At 66.2% G+C, this 18,453-nt stretch carries 18 protein-coding genes; 3 read left to right on the top strand and 15 right to left on the bottom strand.

The window, feature by feature from the left end; translation table 11 throughout:
- Positions 1 to 195: 195 nt before the first annotated feature.
- A complete protein-coding gene (locus LB518_RS24240) occupies positions 196 to 714 on the bottom strand; it encodes a hypothetical protein (RefSeq protein ID WP_224580461.1) in 519 nt (172 codons plus the stop codon).
- Between the two features lie 219 nt (positions 715 to 933).
- Positions 934 to 1,812 (bottom strand): AraC family transcriptional regulator, encoded by an 879-nt coding sequence (locus LB518_RS24235; RefSeq protein WP_224580458.1) that lies wholly within the window; start codon positions 1,810 to 1,812, stop codon positions 934 to 936.
- 139 nt (positions 1,813 to 1,951) lie between these two features.
- On the opposite strand from LB518_RS24235, the gene LB518_RS24230 reads away from it, so the two are divergent.
- Positions 1,952 to 2,707 carry an SDR family NAD(P)-dependent oxidoreductase gene (locus tag LB518_RS24230; RefSeq protein ID WP_224580457.1) on the top strand — a complete coding sequence of 252 codons (756 nt, stop codon included), beginning with the start codon at positions 1,952 to 1,954 and terminating at the stop codon, positions 2,705 to 2,707.
- 259 nt (positions 2,708 to 2,966) lie between these two features.
- On the opposite strand, the gene LB518_RS24225 is transcribed toward LB518_RS24230, so the two are convergent.
- The 13 genes from LB518_RS24225 to LB518_RS24165 all read right to left on the bottom strand — a co-directional run bounded on the left by LB518_RS24225 (position 2,967) and on the right by LB518_RS24165 (position 15,514).
- Positions 2,967 to 3,788: an alpha/beta fold hydrolase gene (locus tag LB518_RS24225; protein ID WP_224580455.1), complete on the bottom strand. Its 822-nt coding sequence runs from the start codon at positions 3,786 to 3,788 to the stop codon at positions 2,967 to 2,969.
- Position 3,789: 1 nt separating this feature from the next.
- On the bottom strand, positions 3,790 to 5,268 hold the full coding sequence (locus LB518_RS24220; protein ID WP_224580452.1) for an amidase: 1,479 nt from the start codon (positions 5,266 to 5,268) through the stop codon (positions 3,790 to 3,792).
- A complete protein-coding gene (locus tag LB518_RS24215) occupies positions 5,268 to 5,858 on the bottom strand; it encodes a helix-turn-helix domain-containing protein (protein ID WP_224580451.1) in 591 nt (196 codons plus the stop codon). The genes LB518_RS24220 and LB518_RS24215 overlap by 1 nt, the downstream gene beginning before the upstream one ends.
- Positions 5,855 to 6,418 (bottom strand): nucleoside deaminase, encoded by a 564-nt coding sequence (locus LB518_RS24210; protein ID WP_224580449.1) that lies wholly within the window; start codon positions 6,416 to 6,418, stop codon positions 5,855 to 5,857. The genes LB518_RS24215 and LB518_RS24210 overlap by 4 nt, the downstream gene beginning before the upstream one ends.
- Positions 6,415 to 7,347 (bottom strand): sugar phosphate isomerase/epimerase family protein, encoded by a 933-nt coding sequence (locus LB518_RS24205; protein WP_224580448.1) that lies wholly within the window; start codon positions 7,345 to 7,347, stop codon positions 6,415 to 6,417. The genes LB518_RS24210 and LB518_RS24205 overlap by 4 nt, the downstream gene beginning before the upstream one ends.
- On the bottom strand, positions 7,344 to 8,426 hold the full coding sequence (locus tag LB518_RS24200; protein ID WP_224580447.1) for a sugar phosphate isomerase/epimerase family protein: 1,083 nt from the start codon (positions 8,424 to 8,426) through the stop codon (positions 7,344 to 7,346). The genes LB518_RS24205 and LB518_RS24200 overlap by 4 nt, the downstream gene beginning before the upstream one ends.
- Positions 8,423 to 9,262, bottom strand: a complete 840-nt coding sequence (locus LB518_RS24195; protein WP_224580446.1) for an ATP-binding cassette domain-containing protein — start codon at positions 9,260 to 9,262, stop codon at positions 8,423 to 8,425. Before LB518_RS24195 ends, LB518_RS24200 begins: the two co-directional genes overlap by 4 nt.
- A complete protein-coding gene (locus LB518_RS24190) occupies positions 9,259 to 10,227 on the bottom strand; it encodes an ABC transporter ATP-binding protein (RefSeq protein WP_224580444.1) in 969 nt (322 codons plus the stop codon). Before LB518_RS24190 ends, LB518_RS24195 begins: the two co-directional genes overlap by 4 nt.
- Positions 10,224 to 11,060: an ABC transporter permease gene (locus tag LB518_RS24185; protein ID WP_224580441.1), complete on the bottom strand. Its 837-nt coding sequence runs from the start codon at positions 11,058 to 11,060 to the stop codon at positions 10,224 to 10,226. Before LB518_RS24185 ends, LB518_RS24190 begins: the two co-directional genes overlap by 4 nt.
- The gene (locus tag LB518_RS24180; RefSeq protein ID WP_224580440.1) at positions 11,057 to 12,154 is read right to left on the bottom strand and encodes an ABC transporter permease; all 1,098 of its coding nucleotides are present in this window, start codon (positions 12,152 to 12,154) and stop codon (positions 11,057 to 11,059) included. Before LB518_RS24180 ends, LB518_RS24185 begins: the two co-directional genes overlap by 4 nt.
- Before the next feature lie 67 nt (positions 12,155 to 12,221).
- Entirely contained in the window at positions 12,222 to 13,739 is a 1,518-nt protein-coding gene (locus LB518_RS24175) for an ABC transporter substrate-binding protein (RefSeq protein ID WP_224580439.1), read from the bottom strand.
- Between the two features lie 126 nt (positions 13,740 to 13,865).
- A complete protein-coding gene (locus tag LB518_RS24170; RefSeq protein ID WP_224580438.1) occupies positions 13,866 to 14,360 on the bottom strand; it encodes a GlcG/HbpS family heme-binding protein in 495 nt (164 codons plus the stop codon).
- A gap of 398 nt (positions 14,361 to 14,758) precedes the next feature.
- Complete coding sequence (locus tag LB518_RS24165; protein ID WP_224580437.1) at positions 14,759 to 15,514, bottom strand: SDR family NAD(P)-dependent oxidoreductase; 756 nt, start codon at positions 15,512 to 15,514, stop codon at positions 14,759 to 14,761.
- Positions 15,515 to 15,586: 72 nt separating this feature from the next.
- On the opposite strand from LB518_RS24165, the gene LB518_RS24160 reads away from it, so the two are divergent.
- Together LB518_RS24160 and LB518_RS24155 are read left to right on the top strand one after the other, a co-directional pair.
- On the top strand, positions 15,587 to 16,624 hold the full coding sequence (locus LB518_RS24160; protein WP_224580435.1) for a LacI family DNA-binding transcriptional regulator: 1,038 nt from the start codon (positions 15,587 to 15,589) through the stop codon (positions 16,622 to 16,624).
- 75 nt (positions 16,625 to 16,699) lie between these two features.
- Positions 16,700 to 18,445: an IlvD/Edd family dehydratase gene (locus LB518_RS24155; protein WP_224580434.1), complete on the top strand. Its 1,746-nt coding sequence runs from the start codon at positions 16,700 to 16,702 to the stop codon at positions 18,443 to 18,445.
- Positions 18,446 to 18,453: the final 8 nt, after the last annotated feature.

Here is an 18,453-nt window from a genome sequence, read left to right as displayed (position 1 = left end):
AGCAGCCTGCACCAGTTAAGTGCTGGAGCCGGTTCGCTGTGGCACGTCGTCGGATGGCCGGTGGTCGTCTGGGATGTCTTTCCTCCATAGAACACCATCGCGCCATTTCTGGCACGATGATCAATACTTATGGGGGATATCGCAGGCTGTTGGTTGTCACCGCTTGGCGGCCGGCAACTTCGCGGCTCCTGGTCTTCAACCCTTGCCGAACTCGTCAGCAACGATGAAGCGATCCCAATTTACACCAAATGGGACGGACTTTGCAACATATTCAACAACGCTCAGTTGAAGGTCGATCGGCTGGATATCTACAGTGCCAGAGGGCACCAGCTTAACCCAGAGCTGCTGTGCTCTCGTGTCGAAGATGTCGGCCTGGCGCGAGATCTCGTCCTCATCGTTGGAGAAGAAGCGGATCAAACCATGCCAGTGAGGGTTGACGTTGGCTTTTTCGAGGAAATAGAAACAGAATAGTTGGTCAGACGTCTTCTGCCAGTTGGTTCCCAGGAGAGCGCGGTTCATGAAGGCGTCCCAGAGCCGGAGCTTCTTCCGCAGAAACTGATATTGCCGATCGGACTCGTACGAGAGCCCATTTCCAGACGCCGCGCTATTGAAGGCCAGGGTCACGAACCGGTCGAAGGTCCACTTATTGAGCCATTTGACGAGTTCGTCCTTGGCTTCCGGCGGCTTCCGGGAGGGAGTTGTCAGTCTCGACATCTTCAGCTTCTCTGGGGTAGGGCGTTCAGGTCCGCCGATAGCTGCCAAGCACCGCGAGCGCAAGACGGCATGAGGGGTCACGCACCGACTGTAAGGGGCATCAACGCCGAAAGGCTACGAGCATGCTTGGAGGGGGTGCTCACTACGCGCTGAAGTCCATTCGGAAGCAGCGGCAAGGCGCGAGGATCCAGCAGTTGGCCAAGAGCGGATGTCGGGCGCTCAGGCCACCGACTGCTGCCGTCGGTCGCGGGCGGGTGTCACCCCGAACAGCCGTCCATACTCGCGCGTGAACTGGGGGACGCTCTCATAGCCGACGCTATAGGCGGCGTTGCTGATCGGTTCGCCCGCCGACAGCATCAGGCGCCTCGCTTCGATCAGCCGAAGCTTCTTCTGGAACTGCAGTGGCGTCAGGGAGGTAATGGCGCGGAAGTGCTCATGGAACGCAGAGAGGCCCATTCCGGCGGCGCTGGCCAGTTGCTCCACACGAAGCGGCGCCGCGAACTCCGAGCGGATGAGGTTGACGGCGCGGGCGATGCGCTGCGCGTGACTGCCTGGGATCCCGAGCGCGCGGATAGCACCGCCGTGGCGGCCGGACAGCAGCCAGAAATGCAGCTCGCGCAGCAGCTGCGTCTGGAGAATCGGGATCGTCGCCGGCCTGTCGACCAGCCGCAACAGGCGCAGCGCCGCGTCGGCGACCTCGCTCTCCGTCGGGTCGACCCGGATCGGGGTGCCGGCCAGAAACGGAGCCGCACCCATTTCCGTGACCAGTTCAGCCACCACGGCTGCATCGATCTCGAAGACGATGGAGATATACGGCTTGGCGAGATTGGCTTCGGTGATCTGGCTCACCGTGGGCACGTCTGCGGTGATCAGCAGCGACTCACCGGTATGGAGATCGAAAGTACTGGCGCCCATCGCGACGTGCTTGCGGCCCTGCAGCACCAGGGCGACAAGTGGCCGGTTGATCGCATACTGAAGCGCGGTCGGCATCGTCTCCCGCACCACGGCAAGTCCGGGCACCGGAGTCATGGCCACGCCGTGTTCGCCGGCATGGGCCTCGGCGAAGCGCGTGGCTGTGGCGAGGAGCGTCTGGGTCATGGCCTCAAGGTAGTCCGCCCAGCGAGGGCACTCAAGCGTCGCGGACGATCAGGCAAGAATTGGCGAGCATCCGGCAACTTTGCCGGCCGCGCCTCTGCGATTGCTTCTCCAGCGAAAACGCTGATCAAGGAGCAAGCGCATGACCACCATCTCGATCGTCACCGGCGGCAGCCGCGGCCTCGGCCGCAACACCGCCATCAGCATCGCCCGCCATGGCGGCGATGTGATCCTCACCTATCGGAACGGCGCCGCGAACGCCGCGTCCGCCGTCGCCGAGATCGAGGCGCTCGGCCGCAAGGCGGTGGCCCTGCAGCTCGATACCGGCATCACCGCCAGCTTCCCGGGCTTCGTCGACGCCGTTCGCTCGAAGCTCACCGACGTCTGGGGTCGCGAGACCTTCGACCATCTCGTCAACAATGCCGGCCATGGCGAGATGGCCAGCTTCACGGAGACCACCGAGGCCCAGTTCGACGCCCTGTTCGACGTCCATGTGAAGGGCGTCTACTTCCTCACCCAGGCGCTGCTGCCGCTGATGGTCGATGGCGGACGGATCGTCAACTTCTCGAGCGGCCTCACCCGTGCCAGCTATCCCGGCTTCTCCGCCTATTCCGCTGCCAAGGGCGCCGTCGAGATCCTGACGCTCTATATGGCGAAGGAACTGGGGAGCCGCGGCATCACGGCCAACACCATCGCGCCTGGGGCGATCGAAACCGACTTCCTCGGCGGCGCCGTCCGCGACACGCCGGCCTATAACGAGGCCTTCGCAAGCATCATCGCGCTCGGCCGCGTCGGCCTGCCGGAGGATGTCGGCCCCGCTGTCGCGAGCCTGCTCGGTTCCGACAACCGCTGGGTGACTGCACAGCGCATCGAGGTGTCGGGCGGCCAGAATATCTAGGCCGCGACGTCTGCTTCCGGCGCGGGACGGCCCGTCCTGCCCGCGCCGGTTCGCTGCGGTCCAGACCTGCCGATTTGGGGCGGCTCGACTGGCAACGCACCGCGACTGCAGTCGCATCGGAAGCGCGCCAACCTAACCGATGAGAAACACATCGGCTGCAGCGCTGCTTCTGACCCGAAGCTACGGCTTGCTCTCCGATATTCCGGCCGGCTGCAATCAGCGAGACACTTCCACTCTTGCTGCGCTGCAAGGGTCAATCTCACTCAATGGGGGGACTTCTGCCGAATTTGCCTTCCTGCGTTGGCCCATCGTCCGAGAGCGCATTGAGAAAGGCTTCGACGATGTCAACGAATTGGGCGGGGGCTTGGTAAGGGCCGAAATGCGACGCTCCCGCCAACGTGGCCCAATGTGCGGCCGGCAGAAATCTGCACATCGCTCCAACGGCATCATGGCCGCCAAGCATGTCGTGCACGGCGGCCACAAGCAACGTCGGGCATTGGATCGCGGCCGTTGCCGTCGTCACATCGGCTGACAGGAAGCCGCGGATGCAGGCGGCGGCGCGCCGTCCGTCCAGTTGCCTGAAAGCAGCGAGATAGCGGGCCTTGCGCACCGGATCGTCGAGGCCGGCGAACACATTGTCGACCGCCGCTGGGAGCACCGCCTCCGGCCCGCCGGCCTCCAGCAGATCGGCTCGCTCGGCAAGGCGGATCCGCGCGCCATCATCGAGCCGCAGTTCGGGATTGGCCATGACGAGCCCGACGACACGGCCAGGCAGAGCCGCAGCAAGGGCAACGGCGACCGCCCCGCCCATGGCGCAGCCAACGGCGACGACGCGGTCGATACCGTGGACATCGAGCAGCGCGAGAAGATCAGCGACATGCGTGTCGAGCGTCGGCGGGCTGTCGCTGCCCGGCGAGCGACCGGCCGAGCGGAGATCGACGGCGAGCGTTGCGCGGCGATCGCCCCACCGCGCAACGCACTCGTCCCAGAAGGAGAGATCGGCGCCGAGCGGGTGCACCATTAGCAGTGTCGCCTCCCCTTGAGGCCCGCTGCGCAACCGATGGTTCAGCAGGTCTGGCATGTCAGCGGTCCTCGCTCCAGATCGATATCGGCGGATACCGGCGATGCCATGGCTGCACCGTTTCGAAAGCACGCGCTGCGGCAAGGACAAGGCTGTCGTCGAACCGACGGCCGACGATCTGCAAACCGACCGGCAAGCCCTCGCCGGTCCATCCGGCCGGCACGCTCGCTGCTGGCTGGCCGGTCAGGTTCAGAGGGAAAAGCGCCGGCGTCCAGGCGTCGTCGTCGATCGGCTGCCCGTCGATCGAGCCTGGACCGTCGCGGTCGATCGGGAACGCTGTCGTCGGAACGGTCGGCGTCAGCACCAGATCGAACCGCTCCATGAAACAGGCAATCGCCGCGACGGCCTGCTTACGCGCGACGATCGCATCGGCGAAGCGATCGCCGGACCACTCCGCCGCGAGCAGCGCCGACAGCGGACGCGAGACGGCGACGCCGGCGGCGGCGGCAGCGATGCGGGCGCGCAGCCCCGTGAGGTCGGTCTCCATCGCGACGATCGCTCGATAGGCATGGATGCAATCGTCAAATGGGGCGGTGACTGCCTCGACATCGGCGCCGAGATCGGCCGAAAAACGCGCTGCCGCCCGCTCGGCAAGCGTTGCGACAGCGCGATCGAGGGGCTCCCCGCTCCATGTCGGCACGAAGGCGATCCTGAGCCCGCGCGGCAATGCGTCAATCGTCCGCCACGTCTCGGCAACGCGCGGCAGCGACAGGCGGTCGCGGGGATCGGGCCCGGCCATTACGTCGAACATCAGCGCTGCATCGTCGACGCCACGCGAAAGGACGCCGTAATGCTCGATCGATTCCCATCCGGAGGCACCGGCGAAACGGGGGTCGCGGCAGCCCGGCCAGAGCGGAATGCGGCCCATCGTCGGCTTGAACCCGACAATGCCGCAGAAGGCGGCCGGCAGGCGCACCGATCCGCCACCATCGCTGCCGAGCGCGATCGGGCAGAGGCCGGCCGCGACAGCAGCCGCCGAGCCGGCGCTCGATCCGCCCGAGGTGAGCGCGGGGTCCCAGGGATTGCGCGTCGTCGGGAACAGCGGATTGTGGCCGAAGCCGCCATAGCCGAACTCGGCGGCATTGGTCTTGCCGACAATGATCGCATCGGCGACCCGGAGGCGCGCCACCGCCACGTCGTCCTCGTCGGGGACGAAATCGGCATAGAGCCGCGAACCGAAGGTGGTGCGGAGGCCACGCGTGAAGATGAGATCCTTGATGGCCACCGGCACGCCGGCCAGCGGCCCGGCCGCCTCACCGGCGCGAATGCGAGCCTCGAGCCGGCGCGCCACGGCGAGCGCCTCGTCATGCGCAGGCGTACAGAAGGCATTGAGGCTCGGATCGAGCCGGTCCATGGCGTCGAGGGCGGCCTGAACGACCTCGACGGGTGAGATGGCGCCGCTGGCGACGGCGGCAGCGATGTCCTGCGCCCGGTCGAGCCCGAGCGGGCCGCGGGTCGCCGGCGTTTGCGGCGATATCATCAATGGACCTGCGGGGTGTTGACCCAGAGGATGCGCGCCACCGTGTCGCCGACATTGCGGTAGCCGCTCGGCAGATAAGCCTTGAAGAAGAAGGAGTCGCCGGCGCGGGCGCGATAGACGGTGCCGTCGATCTCGAGGTCGATCTCGCCCTCGAGCAGATAGCCGACCGTCTCGCCCTGATGGGTGATCGAGTCGGTTTTGCCGCCACCCGGCTCGACATGGTGGATGTTGCCCTCGAGCAGATTGCCGGCGGCCGGCGGCACCAGCCGCTCATAGACGACGCCGCTGCCGCTGCGCAGCGCATCGTTTGGCACCATGGTGCGGTCGCTCGGTCGCTGCACGAATTTGTGCTCGTCGATCTCGAGGCCGAAGAACGACGCCATGTCGCGATCGAGCGCCTTGACGATCTTGGTGAGCATGACCAGCGAAGGCACCACCTTGCCGGTCTCGATCTTCGAGATCATGCTCTCGTCGCAACCGATCAGCTCTGCGAGATCGCGCATCCGCATACCCTTCAAGATGCGGGCATGCCGGATCCGCGCGTCGACCTGCAGCTGCTGGACCTCTCGATCCTGGGATTTCTCGCTCACGCATCGCCTCCCTGGTTGTTGTCGGAGCGTGTGATGCTCGCCTCCCTCATCGATTCCATCGCCGTCTTCTTCCTGACCCAGTCTGCCACCACTGCGAGCGCCTCTGTGTTGCTACGCTGCGCGGACGCAATCACTTCGCCGCCGCCCGGCGCGCCGGCAGCCGCCCGCAGCGTCGCGACATCGGTCGCTGCCCGCCCGAGCGCCGGAGCGCCCGCAAAGAGCTGCTCGCATGCTTGGAGCGTTGCCGCATAGTAAAGCTTCCGAATCCCGACACCCGCCATGGCTGCGATGCACAGTGCACAGGGTTCGCATGAGGTGTAGAGGACGCAGCCGTCGAGTTCGAGCCTGCCGAGCTTGCGGCAGGCGTCCCGGATGGCCTGGACCTCGCCATGCGCCGTCGGGTCGAGGAGCTGTCGCGCCTGATTGTACCCCTCACCGACGATCTCGTCGCCGATGAGCACCACGGCCCCGAACGGCTCGTTGCCGATCGCCGCCGCATGGGCGGAGAGCTGGATGGCGCGCTGCATGGCCGCGTCGATGAACCCGTCCTGCCCGCTCATGGTCGCAGCGCCTCCAGCGTCGCCGGCAGACGGGTGAGCGGCAGGTCCTGGTTCCAGGCGTCCGGCGCATCGCCGGAGGCGACCGCCATCTCGAGCAGTGCCGCAAGTTCGGGCAGCACGACATCGCTCTGCGGCGCCAGCCAGCCGGGCTCGAAAACCGGCATGGCGAACTGTCCGCGATGCATCTCGAGGAAGCGCGGCGCCGCGCCGACGAGAGCCAGAATGCCCGGCCAGTCGATCTGCCCCTGGCCGAGCGGATGCAGGATGCGGCGGATGCCATCGCCCGCGAAGCGGATGATGGCGTCATCGAGATGGACCTGCCGAACATAGGGCGCGACACGGCGCGCCGCGGCAAGCGGCTCCTCGAGGCGTACCATGACATTGACCGGATCGAGCGCGACGCCGATCGCATCCTCGCCGACCGCCTCGATGACGCGCAGGATCTCCTGCGTCGTGATCTCCTCATGCGTCTTGAGCAGCAGGCGGACGCCGTTCGCACGCAGGATCGGCGCCAGGCTGGCGAGGAACCGCGTGCTTGCCGCAAGCTGGCCGGACCATGTGAGATCGGTGTCGAAGCGGTCCTCAATCAGGCTGATCATGAAGAAGAGATCGGTCAGCCCGAACGCGGCAGCGGCCTCGATCGCGCGCGCGAAGCCGCGGCGATAATCGCCGCCGCCGAGCGCGACGAGCGCCGCGGCGCGGTCGAGATGATGGGGATTGATCCAGCCGATGCCGGCGGCAGGCTTGACGCCGAGTTCGACGCCGCGTGCCCTGACTTCGGCCAGCCTTCCCGCGTCGAGATCGAGCGCTACGTCGAGGAGATGAGAGAAGAGGCAGCCATCGAGGCCGTATCCGGCCGCCGCCTCGAGCGCCGCCAGCACATCCATCGCCTCATAGCCCGGCATGGCGGTCTTCATGATGCCGGTCATCGTGTGCGCTCCGCGAGCGGCAAACCGGCGGCATCGCAGACAGCGCGAATATGGCGCGCGCCGGCCTCGATGGATGCGACGGCCTCGGCATAGCCGAACGGCCGCGCCGCATAGGCGGCGATGCCGTCGATGGACTCGGCCGCCACACGCCGCTGGTAGTCCAGCACCATCGCGTGGAAGGCGGCATATTCCTCGACCGTAAGATCGGGATGGCCGGCGAGCCAGTCTGGATCGAAGATCTCGATATGAATCACGGCATTGCTGTCCGGCTTGTCGTCCTGGGACTGGGTGTTCTCGATCGTCAGGTTGAGCGCCGGATTGGCGGCGGCGAGGATCGGCAGGATCGCCGCGAAATCGACGATGCCCTCGCCGCAGGGCCGCATCTGGAAATCGAGGCCGCCGTGAGCATGGCCGAGATAGCCGTCCTTGACATGCGTCTGGCGAACATAGGGCGCGATGCGGCGCGCGCACCAGGTCGGGTGCTCGCCGCGCTGCAGGACATTGGCGGTGTCGAAGACGATTCCGGTCACATCGGGGCCGACGCTCTCGACCAGACGCACGAGTTCGAAAGAGGTGATCTCCTCATGCGTCTCGATATTCATGTGGATGCCGAGATCGCGGGCGATCGGCGCGAGGATCTTGAGGAAGCGCTCCGTCGCGGCAAGCTGCTCGGCCCAGCTGACATCGGTGCGGAAGCGGTCGTAACACCAGCGGCCGACATAGGCGCCCTTGTAGTTGGCGGTCGCGACCCAAAGCTCGCGGCAGCCGATCGCCGCGCAGGCCTCCATCATCCGCCGGAAGCCGAGCACGGTGTCGCCGTCGCCAGCGGCTCGCAGCTCCGGCGCCTCCGGCATCGCATAAGGATTGACCTTGCCGAGCCCCATTTCGAGATACAGGCCGAGCCCATCGGCCGCGGCGCGGATCTCGGCGAGTTCGCCGCCATCAAGACGCTGGCTGACATCGAGCACGGTACGGAAGAACAGCCCGTCCAGGCCAAGCGCGCCGGCATGCTCGAGGCTGCCGATCGGCCCGCGCTTCGCTGCCTCAGGTATCTTGCGTCCGTCGACCCCCAGCCTCATGGCTCGCTTCCTCTTGCTGCTTCGCGTTGTTGTCGGCGGAGCGCCCGCCTTGCCTTGGCTTCCGCCGGATCCGGAACGGGCGCCGCCGCCATGAGCGCGCGCGTGTAATCGTGCTGCGGATCGCCGAACACGGTTTCCGTCGGGCCTTCCTCGACCACGCGGCCCTCGGCGAGGACGAGCACGCTGTCGCAGAGATAGCGGACGACGCCGATGTCATGCGCAACGAACAGGATGCCGAGGCCGAGCGCGCTGCGCATGTCGGCGAGGAGATTAATGACCTGCGCCTGCACCGACACGTCGAGCGCCGAGACCGGCTCGTCGCACACCAGAATGCGCGGCGAGACGGCGAGCGCGCGGGCAATAGCGATGCGTTGCCGCTGGCCGCCCGAGAATGCGCGCGGATAGCGGTGCATGGCGTCCGCCTCGAGGCCGACACGGCCGAGCAACTCGGCGACGCACGCGCGCCGGCGCGCGCGCGACGGCTCGATCCGGTGCACCAGCAGTCCCTCGCCGACCAGTTCCTCGACTGTCATACGCGGATTGAGGCTGGCGAACGGATCCTGGAAGACGATCTGCACCTCGCGCCGGAACAGCAGCAGGTCCGGGCCTGTCGCCTCATGGACAAAGCTGCCCTCGTAGTCGACGCGGCCGGAATCGGGCTTCTCGAGGCCAAGCGCGCAGCGGATCAGCGTCGACTTGCCGGAACCGGATTCGCCGATCAGTCCCACGCATTCGCCTTTGTCGATCCTGAGCGAGACGCCCTTCAGCACCTCGCGCCGGCCGCCGCCGGCCGCGGGGTAGGATTTGCAGAGATCCGTGACGGCAAGACCGGTCATGCCATCGCCTCTTCCGCCGCGGCGAGGTGGCAGGCGACGGAGCCGCCACCCGACGGGCGAAGCTGCGGCGCTGTCATGACGCAGACCGGCAGCCGGACCGGGCAGCGCGGATGGAAGGCGCAGCCAGACGGGCGCCGTGCGGGAGAAGGCGGCGCGCCGTCGATCGGCGGCAGGCGGTCGACACGCATGTCGGCGCGCGGCACGGCCGCGATCAGCCCGCGCGTATAGGGATGAGCGGGCGCGGCGAAGATCTGCTCGACCGGCCCTTCCTCGACGATCCTGCCCGAGTACATGACGAGCACGCGATCGGCGAAGCCCGCGACGATGCCAAGATTATGCGTGATGAGCAGGACGCCGAGGCCCCGATCGGCCGCAGCGTCGTCGATGAGATCGAGGACCTGCTGCTGGATGCGGGCGTCGAGTGCCGTGGTCGGCTCGTCGGCGACGAGCAGCTTCGGGCCCGCGACGAGCGCCATTGCGAGAACGACGCGCTGGCGCATGCCGCCGGAGAACTCGTGCGGGTAGGCGCCGGAGCGGCTGGCGGCGTCGCGGACGCCGAGTTCGGCCAGGATGGCGACAGCGCGCGCATGCGCCTCGGCCCGGCCGACGCCGCGAATCCTGAGCACCTCGGCAACCTGGTCGCCGACCCGCATGAACGGATCGAGCGAGGCCATCGGATCCTGGAACACCATGCCGATGCCCGATCCACGCAGCGCGCGCATCTCGGCCTCGGTGCAGCCGAGCACCTCCTCGCCTGCGAAACGGATCGCGCCGCCGATGCGCAGCGCATCGTCGAGCCGCATCAGCGCGCGGGCGGTCATGGATTTGCCTGACCCCGACTCGCCGACCAGCGCCACCCGCTCACCGGCGCCGATGGAGAAATCGACGCCGTCGACGACGCGCATCCAGCCTTCGCCCTTCGGTACGTCGATGGTAAGTGCGCGCACCTCGAGCAGCGGCTTCATGACCGCGCTCCGCCGGACGCGCCGGCGCCGCCGAGACGGCGCTGCAGGATGTCGCCAAGCAGGCTGAACGAGACGGCCGTCAGCGCGATCGCTGCGCCGGGGGCCGCCGCCGTCCACCAGGCGGTCGAGACATAGCTGCGCGCGTCCGAGATCATGGCGCCCCATTCCGCGCTCGGCGGCTGCGCGCCGACGCCGACGAAGGAGAGGCCGCCCAGCACCAGGATGGTGATGCTGACATCGCCCGACCATTTGATGATCAGCACGTCGAGCGAGTTCGGCAGCACATGCCGGGTCATCAGGCGGAACCGCGAAACGCCCATGACCTGCGCGCCCTGGACATAGGGCGCCACCATGGTCTGTCGCGTGATGCTGCGCAGCAGCCGCGCCGTGATCGGCCAGCCGGTTATGCTCATGGCGATCACGGCCGAGGCGAGGCTGGGGCCCATGGCCGACGCGAAGCCCATGGCAACGATGACACCGGGCAGTGCGAGCCCAATCTCGGTGCCGCGCATCAGCCCCTCGTCGAGCCAGCGCGGCACCACGGTCGCGAGCGTCGCCACGACGACGCCGATCAGCGAATAGATGGTGACGACCAGCATGGATGAGAGCAGCGACGGCGCCGCGCCGGCGATCACGCGCCAGAGCACATCGCGCCCCTGCGAATCCGTGCCGAGCCAATGCTGCGCATCGGGCGGCAGGAATGCATTGCCGATATCGGAGGAGAAGGTCGCCTCGGGCGCCAGAAGATTGCCGAACACTGCGGCAGCCAGAATCAGCGCGACAAGGACGAAGACGGTGGCGTCGCCGAGTGAAAGATGAGGCCGCGCCATCATTGCCGCCCTCCCCGCGCAAGTTCTGCCGCGCGCAGCCGCGGATCAGTCGCCAGCAGAATCGCGTCAACCAGGAGATTGACGACGCACACCATGGCGCCGACGAAGAGCACCGTCCCGATGACCGCGAACGTGTCCTTTTGCGCGACGGCATTGGCGAGATAGGCGCCGACGCCCTGGCGCGCGAATACGGCCTCGACCAGCACCGCCGCGCCCAGCATGTCGGCGATCTGCGTTCCGGCCAGCGTGATCACCGGCGGCAACGCATTGGGCAGCGCATGGCGCCAGAGGATGCGCGCGGTCGAAGCGCCCTTCGCCTTGACCGGCGCGATGAAATCACTAGCCGCCGCCAGTTCGAGCGATGCCCGGAGCGCACGGAACAGCTGGCTGGAGAAGTGGAGCGCCAGCGTCGCCGCCGGCAGGACGAGATAGAGCGACGCGTCGAGGAAGGCACTTGGATTGCCGGAGAGGAGCGCATCCAGAGTGCGCATGCCGGTCCAGTTCGGCACGGTGACGCCGAAGCCGCGCTGTCCGGAGATCGGCAGGACGCGGGCGAGCGTGCCGAGCAGGAACTGCAGCATCAGGGCCACCCAGAACACAGGCAAGCCAGCCGCGATTGCCGCCGCGATGCGCGTCAAGGCGTCGAGGCCGCGGCCGCCCTGCGCCGCTGCGATCGTCGCGACGGGTATGGCGATGACGAGGTTGAGCACCATGGTGATGGCGACCAGCTCCAGGGTACTTGGCAGCACCCGCTCGAGATCGCGCAGCACCGGTTGGTAGGTGACGATCGAGGTGCCGAGATCGCCATGCAACAGCCGCCAGATGAAGCGGAGATACTGGACAATCGCCGGTGCATCGAGCCCGAGCCGCGCGCGCATCGCCTCGACCTGGTCCGGCCCGGCATCGGGACCGGCCGCAACCTGCGCCTCGTCGCCGGGAATGAACTTCGTCATGGCGAAGGCGAGCGTGACGAGACCGAGCAGCGTCAGCACGGAAAGCCCGATCCGCCGCGCGAAAAAGCGCACCAGCGGGGCGGCAGCGCGGACGGGCGCAAACCGGTTGGGCAAGGCGGGATCAGCTGCGGGGCTATCGAACATCGGCAACTCGGCGGGAAAACGGGCGCCGGGCGGCGGCAAGGCCGCCCGGCATAGGGGTCATCTGCGCTTACGGAGCGAGGCGGATCTCGATCGGCGCGAGCGGATCGACGACCTTGCTGGGAGGCGGCTCCTGGATGCGATCCTTGCGGTAGCCGTTCGGCGCATTGAGCGTGTACATGTCGACCATCACGGAATCCGCGTCGACGATCTCCTGCACCTTCTTGTAGATGTCGCAGCGCGCGGCGGCGTCGCCGCTTGCGAGCGCCTGATCGAGCAGCTTGTCGACTTCCGGATTGGAATAGCCGGAGCGATTGGTGCCGATGGCATCCGACTTGTAGCCCTTGTAAAGAACGATGCCTGGATCCGGGAACTGGGCAAAATCGACGAGCAGCATCATCTGCGGGATCGAATCGACGTTCTTGAGGCTCTGCAGATAAGCGGGGAAGGCGATCGGCTCGAGCACCAGATTGACACCGATCGACTTCAGGTTCGACTGAAGCAGCGCTGCCTCCTGCTTGCTCGTCTCCTTGGCCGGCTGGAACTTCATCGCCACTGTCAGGTCCTTGATCCCGGCATCATCGAGGATCTTCTTGGCTGCGGCGAGGTCCTGCTTGACGATCGGCAAATCGGGACGGCAAGCGAGCGAGTTCGGCAGTGGGCCATTGGCGAGTTCGCCATTGCCCGAGATGATGTTCTTGAACGCACCGTCATAGTCGAAGGCAAGGCGAATCGCCTTGCGCACGGCCGGATTGGCGGTCGGACCGGTGCGCGTGTTGAACACGATCTCGGTCTGCTCCGAGGTCTTTGGCAGCGCCACGGCGGTATCCGGGCCCTTCTGCAGGGCCGGCACGTCGCGATCGCCGATGAAGACGGCAAGGTCGATATTGCCGGCGATCAACTCGTCGCGCTTCGTCGCCTGCTCATCGATGCGGCGGAAGATGAACGCTTCCGGCCGGTTGTCGACCTTCTCCCAATAGCCCGGGAAGGCGCTAGCCGAGATCTCGGCGCCGGTCCGCTCGTCGGCCATGAACGGCCCGCTGCCGGCGTCATGCGACTGCAGCCAGGCCTGACCATCGTCGGCTCCGGCATTGGCCGTCACCAGCGCGGAATTCAGGATGTAGATCTTGCTGAGCGCGCCCAGGAACAGCGACGATGGCCGGCTCAAATTGAGCGTCAGATGGGTATCGTCGGTGATCGTCGCCGACTCGTAAGCGTCGACGAGGCTCGCGACGCCGACGCCGAGTCGCTTCAACCTGTCGAAGGTGAAGGCCACGTCCTTGGCCGTCAGCGGCGCGCCGTCATGGAACGTGACGCCGGGGCGCAGCGTGACCGTCACCGACTTGGCGTCGGGCGCCAGGACGAACTCGGTCGCGAGGCGGCCGACGATCTGGTTGTCGCGGTCATAGGTGACGAGCGTGTCATAGAGCACGTTGTCGATGAGGTCCGTCTGCCCGTAGTCGGAGCGGAGCGGATCGATCGTATTCACCTGGCCGCTCTGCGCCACGATGACCGTCTTCTCGCGCGGCGCGGCCGCGCTGGCCGCGATGCCCGCGGCCAAGAGCAGCGGCACCAGCGCCGATGCCATCAATTCCTTTCGCAAATGACCGAATGCCACCCGTTTTGTCACCATCTCACCGTTCCCTGGTTGGCGGCGACTTTCGCGCCGCAAGTTTTCTGCAAGCGACATGACGCAACGTTCATGCCACTTGAATTACCGAACGGGATCGGGCGCGGAGCCGCGGATGATTCCGGTGTCTTCGGCACCCATCGGCACGAAGTCCTCGAACATGTTGGCGCCCTCGATGACGGCGGCGCCGGCCCGCGCGACCTGGAGGTCTTCAGGTCCCGTGCCCGATCCAGCAGCGACTGCACCGAGAATGAGCCCGTCAACCATGACCGGAATTCCGCCGATCAGATTGGTCCAGCGGCAGTCGGATGCCATCGAGACCTGGAGCTCGACATCAGCATGCGCACCGCCGGTCGGAACGCCGGAAAGCGCTGCAGTTACAGCCTTATTCGTCGCTGAAATGACGCTCAGCGCCTTCGATCCGTCCATACGTGCGAAGGCGAGGAGGTTGCCGCCCGTATCGACGACGGAGATGCACATCGGCTTGCCGAGCCGCTTCGATTCCGCGATGGCGGCCTCGAGCGCCTTCAGGGCTCCGTCGAGGGTGAGAGTGCGCGTGGGCTTGCTGTAGAGGGTCATCGGCTGTTCCCGGTCCATGGAAGACAGACCCCTCCCAAACAAATTCCATGCCACGGGAATTCGTCCGGAATTCATTCATGTCACATGAACGGTGCCGTATTTTTTGTCATTTGCCTGGAAGACGTGACCGATATGAGAGCAAGTCCACGCGACGGCGCTGAACCAGGCTAAGGTCGCCGCCATCGCATCGCCACCGATGATCGCCCGGAGAGAGGACCGCGCGCGTCAGAGGCTGACTATCTTGATCTCGATCGCCGAGCGGATCCAATCCGCCTGTCCACACATGACACCGTCGCTTCAGACATTCGCCGACCGCGCAGCACGCGCCGAAACGCGGTGAAGGCGCCAAGCTTTGTCACGCTGCGGCTGATCTGACCGCCTCTGCGCGGTGCGGCCGCTCAGGTCCAGCCGCCATCGACGACGAAATTCTGGGCCGTACAGTGGCGGCTGTCGTCGGCTGCCAGGAACAGCGCCATGCGGGCGATGTCGTCGGGGTCGAGCTTCTCGGGCAGGCATTGGCGCTCCGCGATCCGGCGCTCGCCGGCATCATCCAGCCACAGCTTGATCTGGCGCTCGGTCATCACCCAGCCGGGAATGACGCAATTGACCCGGATCATGTCGGGTCCGAACTCGCGGGCAAGGGCGCGCGTCATGGCATGGATGGCGCCTTTCGCGGCGACATAAGCGACACATTCCGCAGCGCTCATCGCGACGACGATCGAGCCGAGATTGATGATCGATCCACCGCCAGCCCGCGCCATTCCAGCCCGCACGGCCTGGGCTGCGAAGAAATGCGGCCGCAGATTGATCGCCATGCGGTCGTCCCAATAGGCGGCGTCGACATCCTCGACCCGGTGACGGTCATCATTGGCGGCGTTGTTGATGAGCACGTCGATATGGCCGACCTCCGCTTCGAAGATCGCGAGAGCGAATTGCAGTGCGGCGACGTCGCGCACATCGCAATGGCTGTAGACCGCACCGTCAGGCAGCGTCGCCATCAAAGCGTTGGCCGCAGTGTCGTCGATATCGATGAACCCGACACGGGCGCCCTGCCCGGCGAAATGCGACACGAGGGAGGCGCCGATGCCGGTTGCCCCGCCGGTGATGAAGACGGACTTGCCGCGAAGGCTCGGATAGTGAGCATAGGAGGACATGATATCGCGAATCCGCTAGGGTTTGATTTAACGATATATGGCGGTAGCATCGGTGGGGATGGAGACGCAAGCATGAGCAAGGAGCCGACGCGGCGACGCGCGACGATCAAGGATGTCGCCAAGGCGGCCGACGTTTCGGCCATGACCGTCTCGAACGTCCTGAACGAGAGGCTACAATTCGTCAGCCCTGCGACCAAGAAGCGGGTCGAGCGCGAGATCGAGCGGCTCGGCTATCGGCGGCAGGCGAACGCACGCAACCTGCGCGTCGCCGAGCAGCGCTCAATCGGCATGGTCATCGTCGACGAATCGCCGGCCTTCCTTGCCGATTTCTTCACCTGCCAGGTGGTGGCAGGGCTCGCCAATGTCCTCAACGGTGCCGACTTCACCTTGACCGTGCAGGGCATGCATGGCGACCAGCTCTCCTCCTCGATGATCATGCGCAATTTCGAAGTCGCCGGCTTCTGCGCCATGATCTCCGGCCATGATGCGGACCGCCATGCGGCCATCCGCCAACTGGTCAATCTCGACCAGCCGCTGATCGTCTTTCAGGAGCCGATCGCCCTTCCCGGCGCGGATTTCTGCACGATCCGCCAGGATGACTGCGGCGGCGGCCGGTTGATCGGCGATCATCTCCTCGCCCGCCGCGTGGAGGATTTTCTCGCCATCGTGCCATCCCAGGACTGGCCGGCGATCGAAATGCGCGTCAAGGGCTTGCGCGAGAGCCTCGCGGCCAATGGTGGCGCTGCGCGACTGACGGTGATCACCGCGGCAAGCGAGAGTTTCGCGGATGTACAGGAGGCGGTGGCGCGCTATCTCGCGGCAAATCCGCTGCCCGGCGCGATCGTCGGGGCCAATGATCCCATCGCCACCGCGGCGATGCTCTATCTGTTCGATCATGGCATCCGCGTCCCCGACGAGGTGCGCATCGTCGGCTTCAACGGTTTCGAGGCGCATCGCTATGCAAGGCCCCGCCTGACAACGGTCGATTCCCCCGCCTATGCGCTCGGCGAACAGGCCGGAAAGGCCATGCTGTCCCGCCTCGAGAGCGGCCGCTTCGAGCGGCCGGAATTTGTTCTCCCGGTCCATTTCGATCCCGGCGCCACCACTTGAAGCAAATGGCGGCCGCAGAGGCTTGCCGTGATTTAAATTTAACGTTACATGGATCGGGCAGAGGGGGAACACACAATGACCGAGACGCTCGATGCCAGCTCGACGACCGCGCGTCCGCGCCGCAGCGCGGAGTGGTTCGCCCGCGCCGGCAAATATGGATTCATTCCGCGCAGCTGGATGAAGAGCCAGGGATTCTCGGCCGAGCTATTCGATGGACGGCCGGTCATCGGCATCTGCAACACCTGGTCAGAACTGACCAATTGTAACCGCCATCTGCGTGATTTGGCCGAACATGTGAAGCGCGGCGTGCTCATGGCCGGCGGCTTCCCGCTCGAGTTTCCAGTGACCAGCCTCGGCGAGCCGTTGATGCGGCCGACGACGATGATGTTCCGCAATCTCGTCGCCATGGATGTCGAGGAGACGATCCGCGCCAATCCGATCGACGGCGTCGTGCTGCTCGCCGGCTGTGACAAGACGACCCCGGCGCTCTTGATGGGCGCGGCGAGCTGCGACGTGCCGGCAATCCTCGTCTCAGGCGGGCCGATGCTGAACGGACGCTACAAGGGCCGCGAACTCGGCTCGGGCACCGATGTCTTCAAGCTCGACGAGGACTATCGCACCGGCAAGATCTCGAAGGCCGAGATCGAGGCGGCCGAGGCTGCGATGAGCCGGTCGGCCGGCTCCTGCATGACGATGGGTACGGCGTCGACCATGGCGCTGCTGACCGAGGCGATGGGCATTGGCCTGCCGATGAACGGCACGATCCCGGCGCCAGACAGCCGCCGTGCGGTGCTGGCCGAACAAGCTGGCAAGCGCGCCGTCGAACTGGTGCTGCAGGACATCAGCATCTCCAAGATCCTTACCCGGGCGGCGTTTGAAAACGCGGTCAAGGTTGCCGGCGCGATCGGCGGCTCGACCAATGCCGTCGTGCATCTCCTTGCCCTTGCCGGCCGGCTCGGCGTGCCGTTCACGCTGAACGATTGGGACGTGCTCGGCCGCGACGTGCCTTGCCTCGTCGACCTGAAGCCATCGGGCCGCTTCCTGATGGAGGAATTCTTCGATGCCGGCGGCCTGCCGGTCGTCATGCGCCGCATCGCCGATCGCCTCGATCTCGATGCGCCGGCGATCGAGGGCGGCACGATCGGCGCGCGCATCGCCGCCGCCGAAGGCTGGAACGACGAGGTGATCCGCCCCGTCGACAATCCGTTGACCCCGCGCGGCGGGCTCGTCGTGCTGCGTGGCAATCTTGCGCCCGATGGCGCGATCCTGAAGCCGTCCGCCGCCTCGAAGACGCTGATGCAGCATCGCGGCAAGGCTGTGGTGTTCAACGATGCCGAGGATTTCCGCGCGCGCATCGACGATCCCGATCTCGATGTCACCGCCGACAGCGTGCTGGTCCTGCAAAATGCCGGACCGGTCGGCTATCCGGGCATGCCCGAGGTCGGCTCGATGGCGCTGCCGAAGAAGCTGCTCGCCGAGGGCGTCACCGACATGGTCCGCGTTTCCGATGCGCGCATGAGCGGCACGGCGTTTGGCACGGTCGTGCTGCATGTCGCGCCAGAATCGGCGCTGGGTGGACCGCTGGCCCTTGTTCGCACAGGCGACATCATCGTCCTCGATACCGAGGCACGCCGGATCGACGTCGATCTCTCCGCCGAGGAACTCGAGCGGCGGCGCCAGGATTTCGTGCCGCCGAAGCCGGCTTATGACCGCGGCTACGGCAAGCTCTTTCTCGATCACGTGCAGCAGGCCGACAAGGGCGTCGATTTCGACTTCCTCGTCGGCAGCAGCGGCACGCCCCCCTCCAAGGTTTCCTTCTGAAGCGAGGC

The organism is Mesorhizobium sp. BR1-1-16 (assembly GCF_020165495.1).
Classification (GTDB): Bacteria; Pseudomonadota; Alphaproteobacteria; order Rhizobiales; family Kaistiaceae; genus Kaistia.
The sequence above is the reverse complement of the archived record's forward strand: the minus strand, read 5'-3'. Positions and strand labels throughout refer to the sequence as shown.

Bases quoted from the DNA above. Each gene is read 5' to 3' on its own strand.
- LB518_RS24240 (WP_224580461.1), bottom strand. From the start codon at position 714: ATGTCGAGACTGACAACTCCCTCCCGGAAGCCGCCGGAAGCCAAGGAC.
- LB518_RS24235 (WP_224580458.1), bottom strand. From the start codon at position 1,812: ATGACCCAGACGCTCCTCGCCACAGCCACGCGCTTCGCCGAGGCCCAT.
- LB518_RS24230 (WP_224580457.1), top strand. From the start codon at position 1,952: ATGACCACCATCTCGATCGTCACCGGCGGCAGCCGCGGCCTCGGCCGC.
- LB518_RS24225 (WP_224580455.1), bottom strand. From the start codon at position 3,788: ATGCCAGACCTGCTGAACCATCGGTTGCGCAGCGGGCCTCAAGGGGAG.
- LB518_RS24220 (WP_224580452.1), bottom strand. From the start codon at position 5,268: ATGATATCGCCGCAAACGCCGGCGACCCGCGGCCCGCTCGGGCTCGAC.
- LB518_RS24210 (WP_224580449.1), bottom strand. From the start codon at position 6,418: ATGAGCGGGCAGGACGGGTTCATCGACGCGGCCATGCAGCGCGCCATC.
- LB518_RS24205 (WP_224580448.1), bottom strand. From the start codon at position 7,347: ATGACCGGCATCATGAAGACCGCCATGCCGGGCTATGAGGCGATGGAT.
- LB518_RS24200 (WP_224580447.1), bottom strand. From the start codon at position 8,426: ATGAGGCTGGGGGTCGACGGACGCAAGATACCTGAGGCAGCGAAGCGC.
- LB518_RS24195 (WP_224580446.1), bottom strand. From the start codon at position 9,262: ATGACCGGTCTTGCCGTCACGGATCTCTGCAAATCCTACCCCGCGGCC.
- LB518_RS24190 (WP_224580444.1), bottom strand. From the start codon at position 10,227: ATGAAGCCGCTGCTCGAGGTGCGCGCACTTACCATCGACGTACCGAAG.
- LB518_RS24185 (WP_224580441.1), bottom strand. From the start codon at position 11,060: ATGATGGCGCGGCCTCATCTTTCACTCGGCGACGCCACCGTCTTCGTC.
- LB518_RS24180 (WP_224580440.1), bottom strand. From the start codon at position 12,154: ATGTTCGATAGCCCCGCAGCTGATCCCGCCTTGCCCAACCGGTTTGCG.
- LB518_RS24175 (WP_224580439.1), bottom strand. From the start codon at position 13,739: ATGGCATCGGCGCTGGTGCCGCTGCTCTTGGCCGCGGGCATCGCGGCC.
- LB518_RS24170 (WP_224580438.1), bottom strand. From the start codon at position 14,360: ATGACCCTCTACAGCAAGCCCACGCGCACTCTCACCCTCGACGGAGCC.
- LB518_RS24165 (WP_224580437.1), bottom strand. From the start codon at position 15,514: ATGTCCTCCTATGCTCACTATCCGAGCCTTCGCGGCAAGTCCGTCTTC.
- LB518_RS24160 (WP_224580435.1), top strand. From the start codon at position 15,587: ATGAGCAAGGAGCCGACGCGGCGACGCGCGACGATCAAGGATGTCGCC.
- LB518_RS24155 (WP_224580434.1), top strand. From the start codon at position 16,700: ATGACCGAGACGCTCGATGCCAGCTCGACGACCGCGCGTCCGCGCCGC.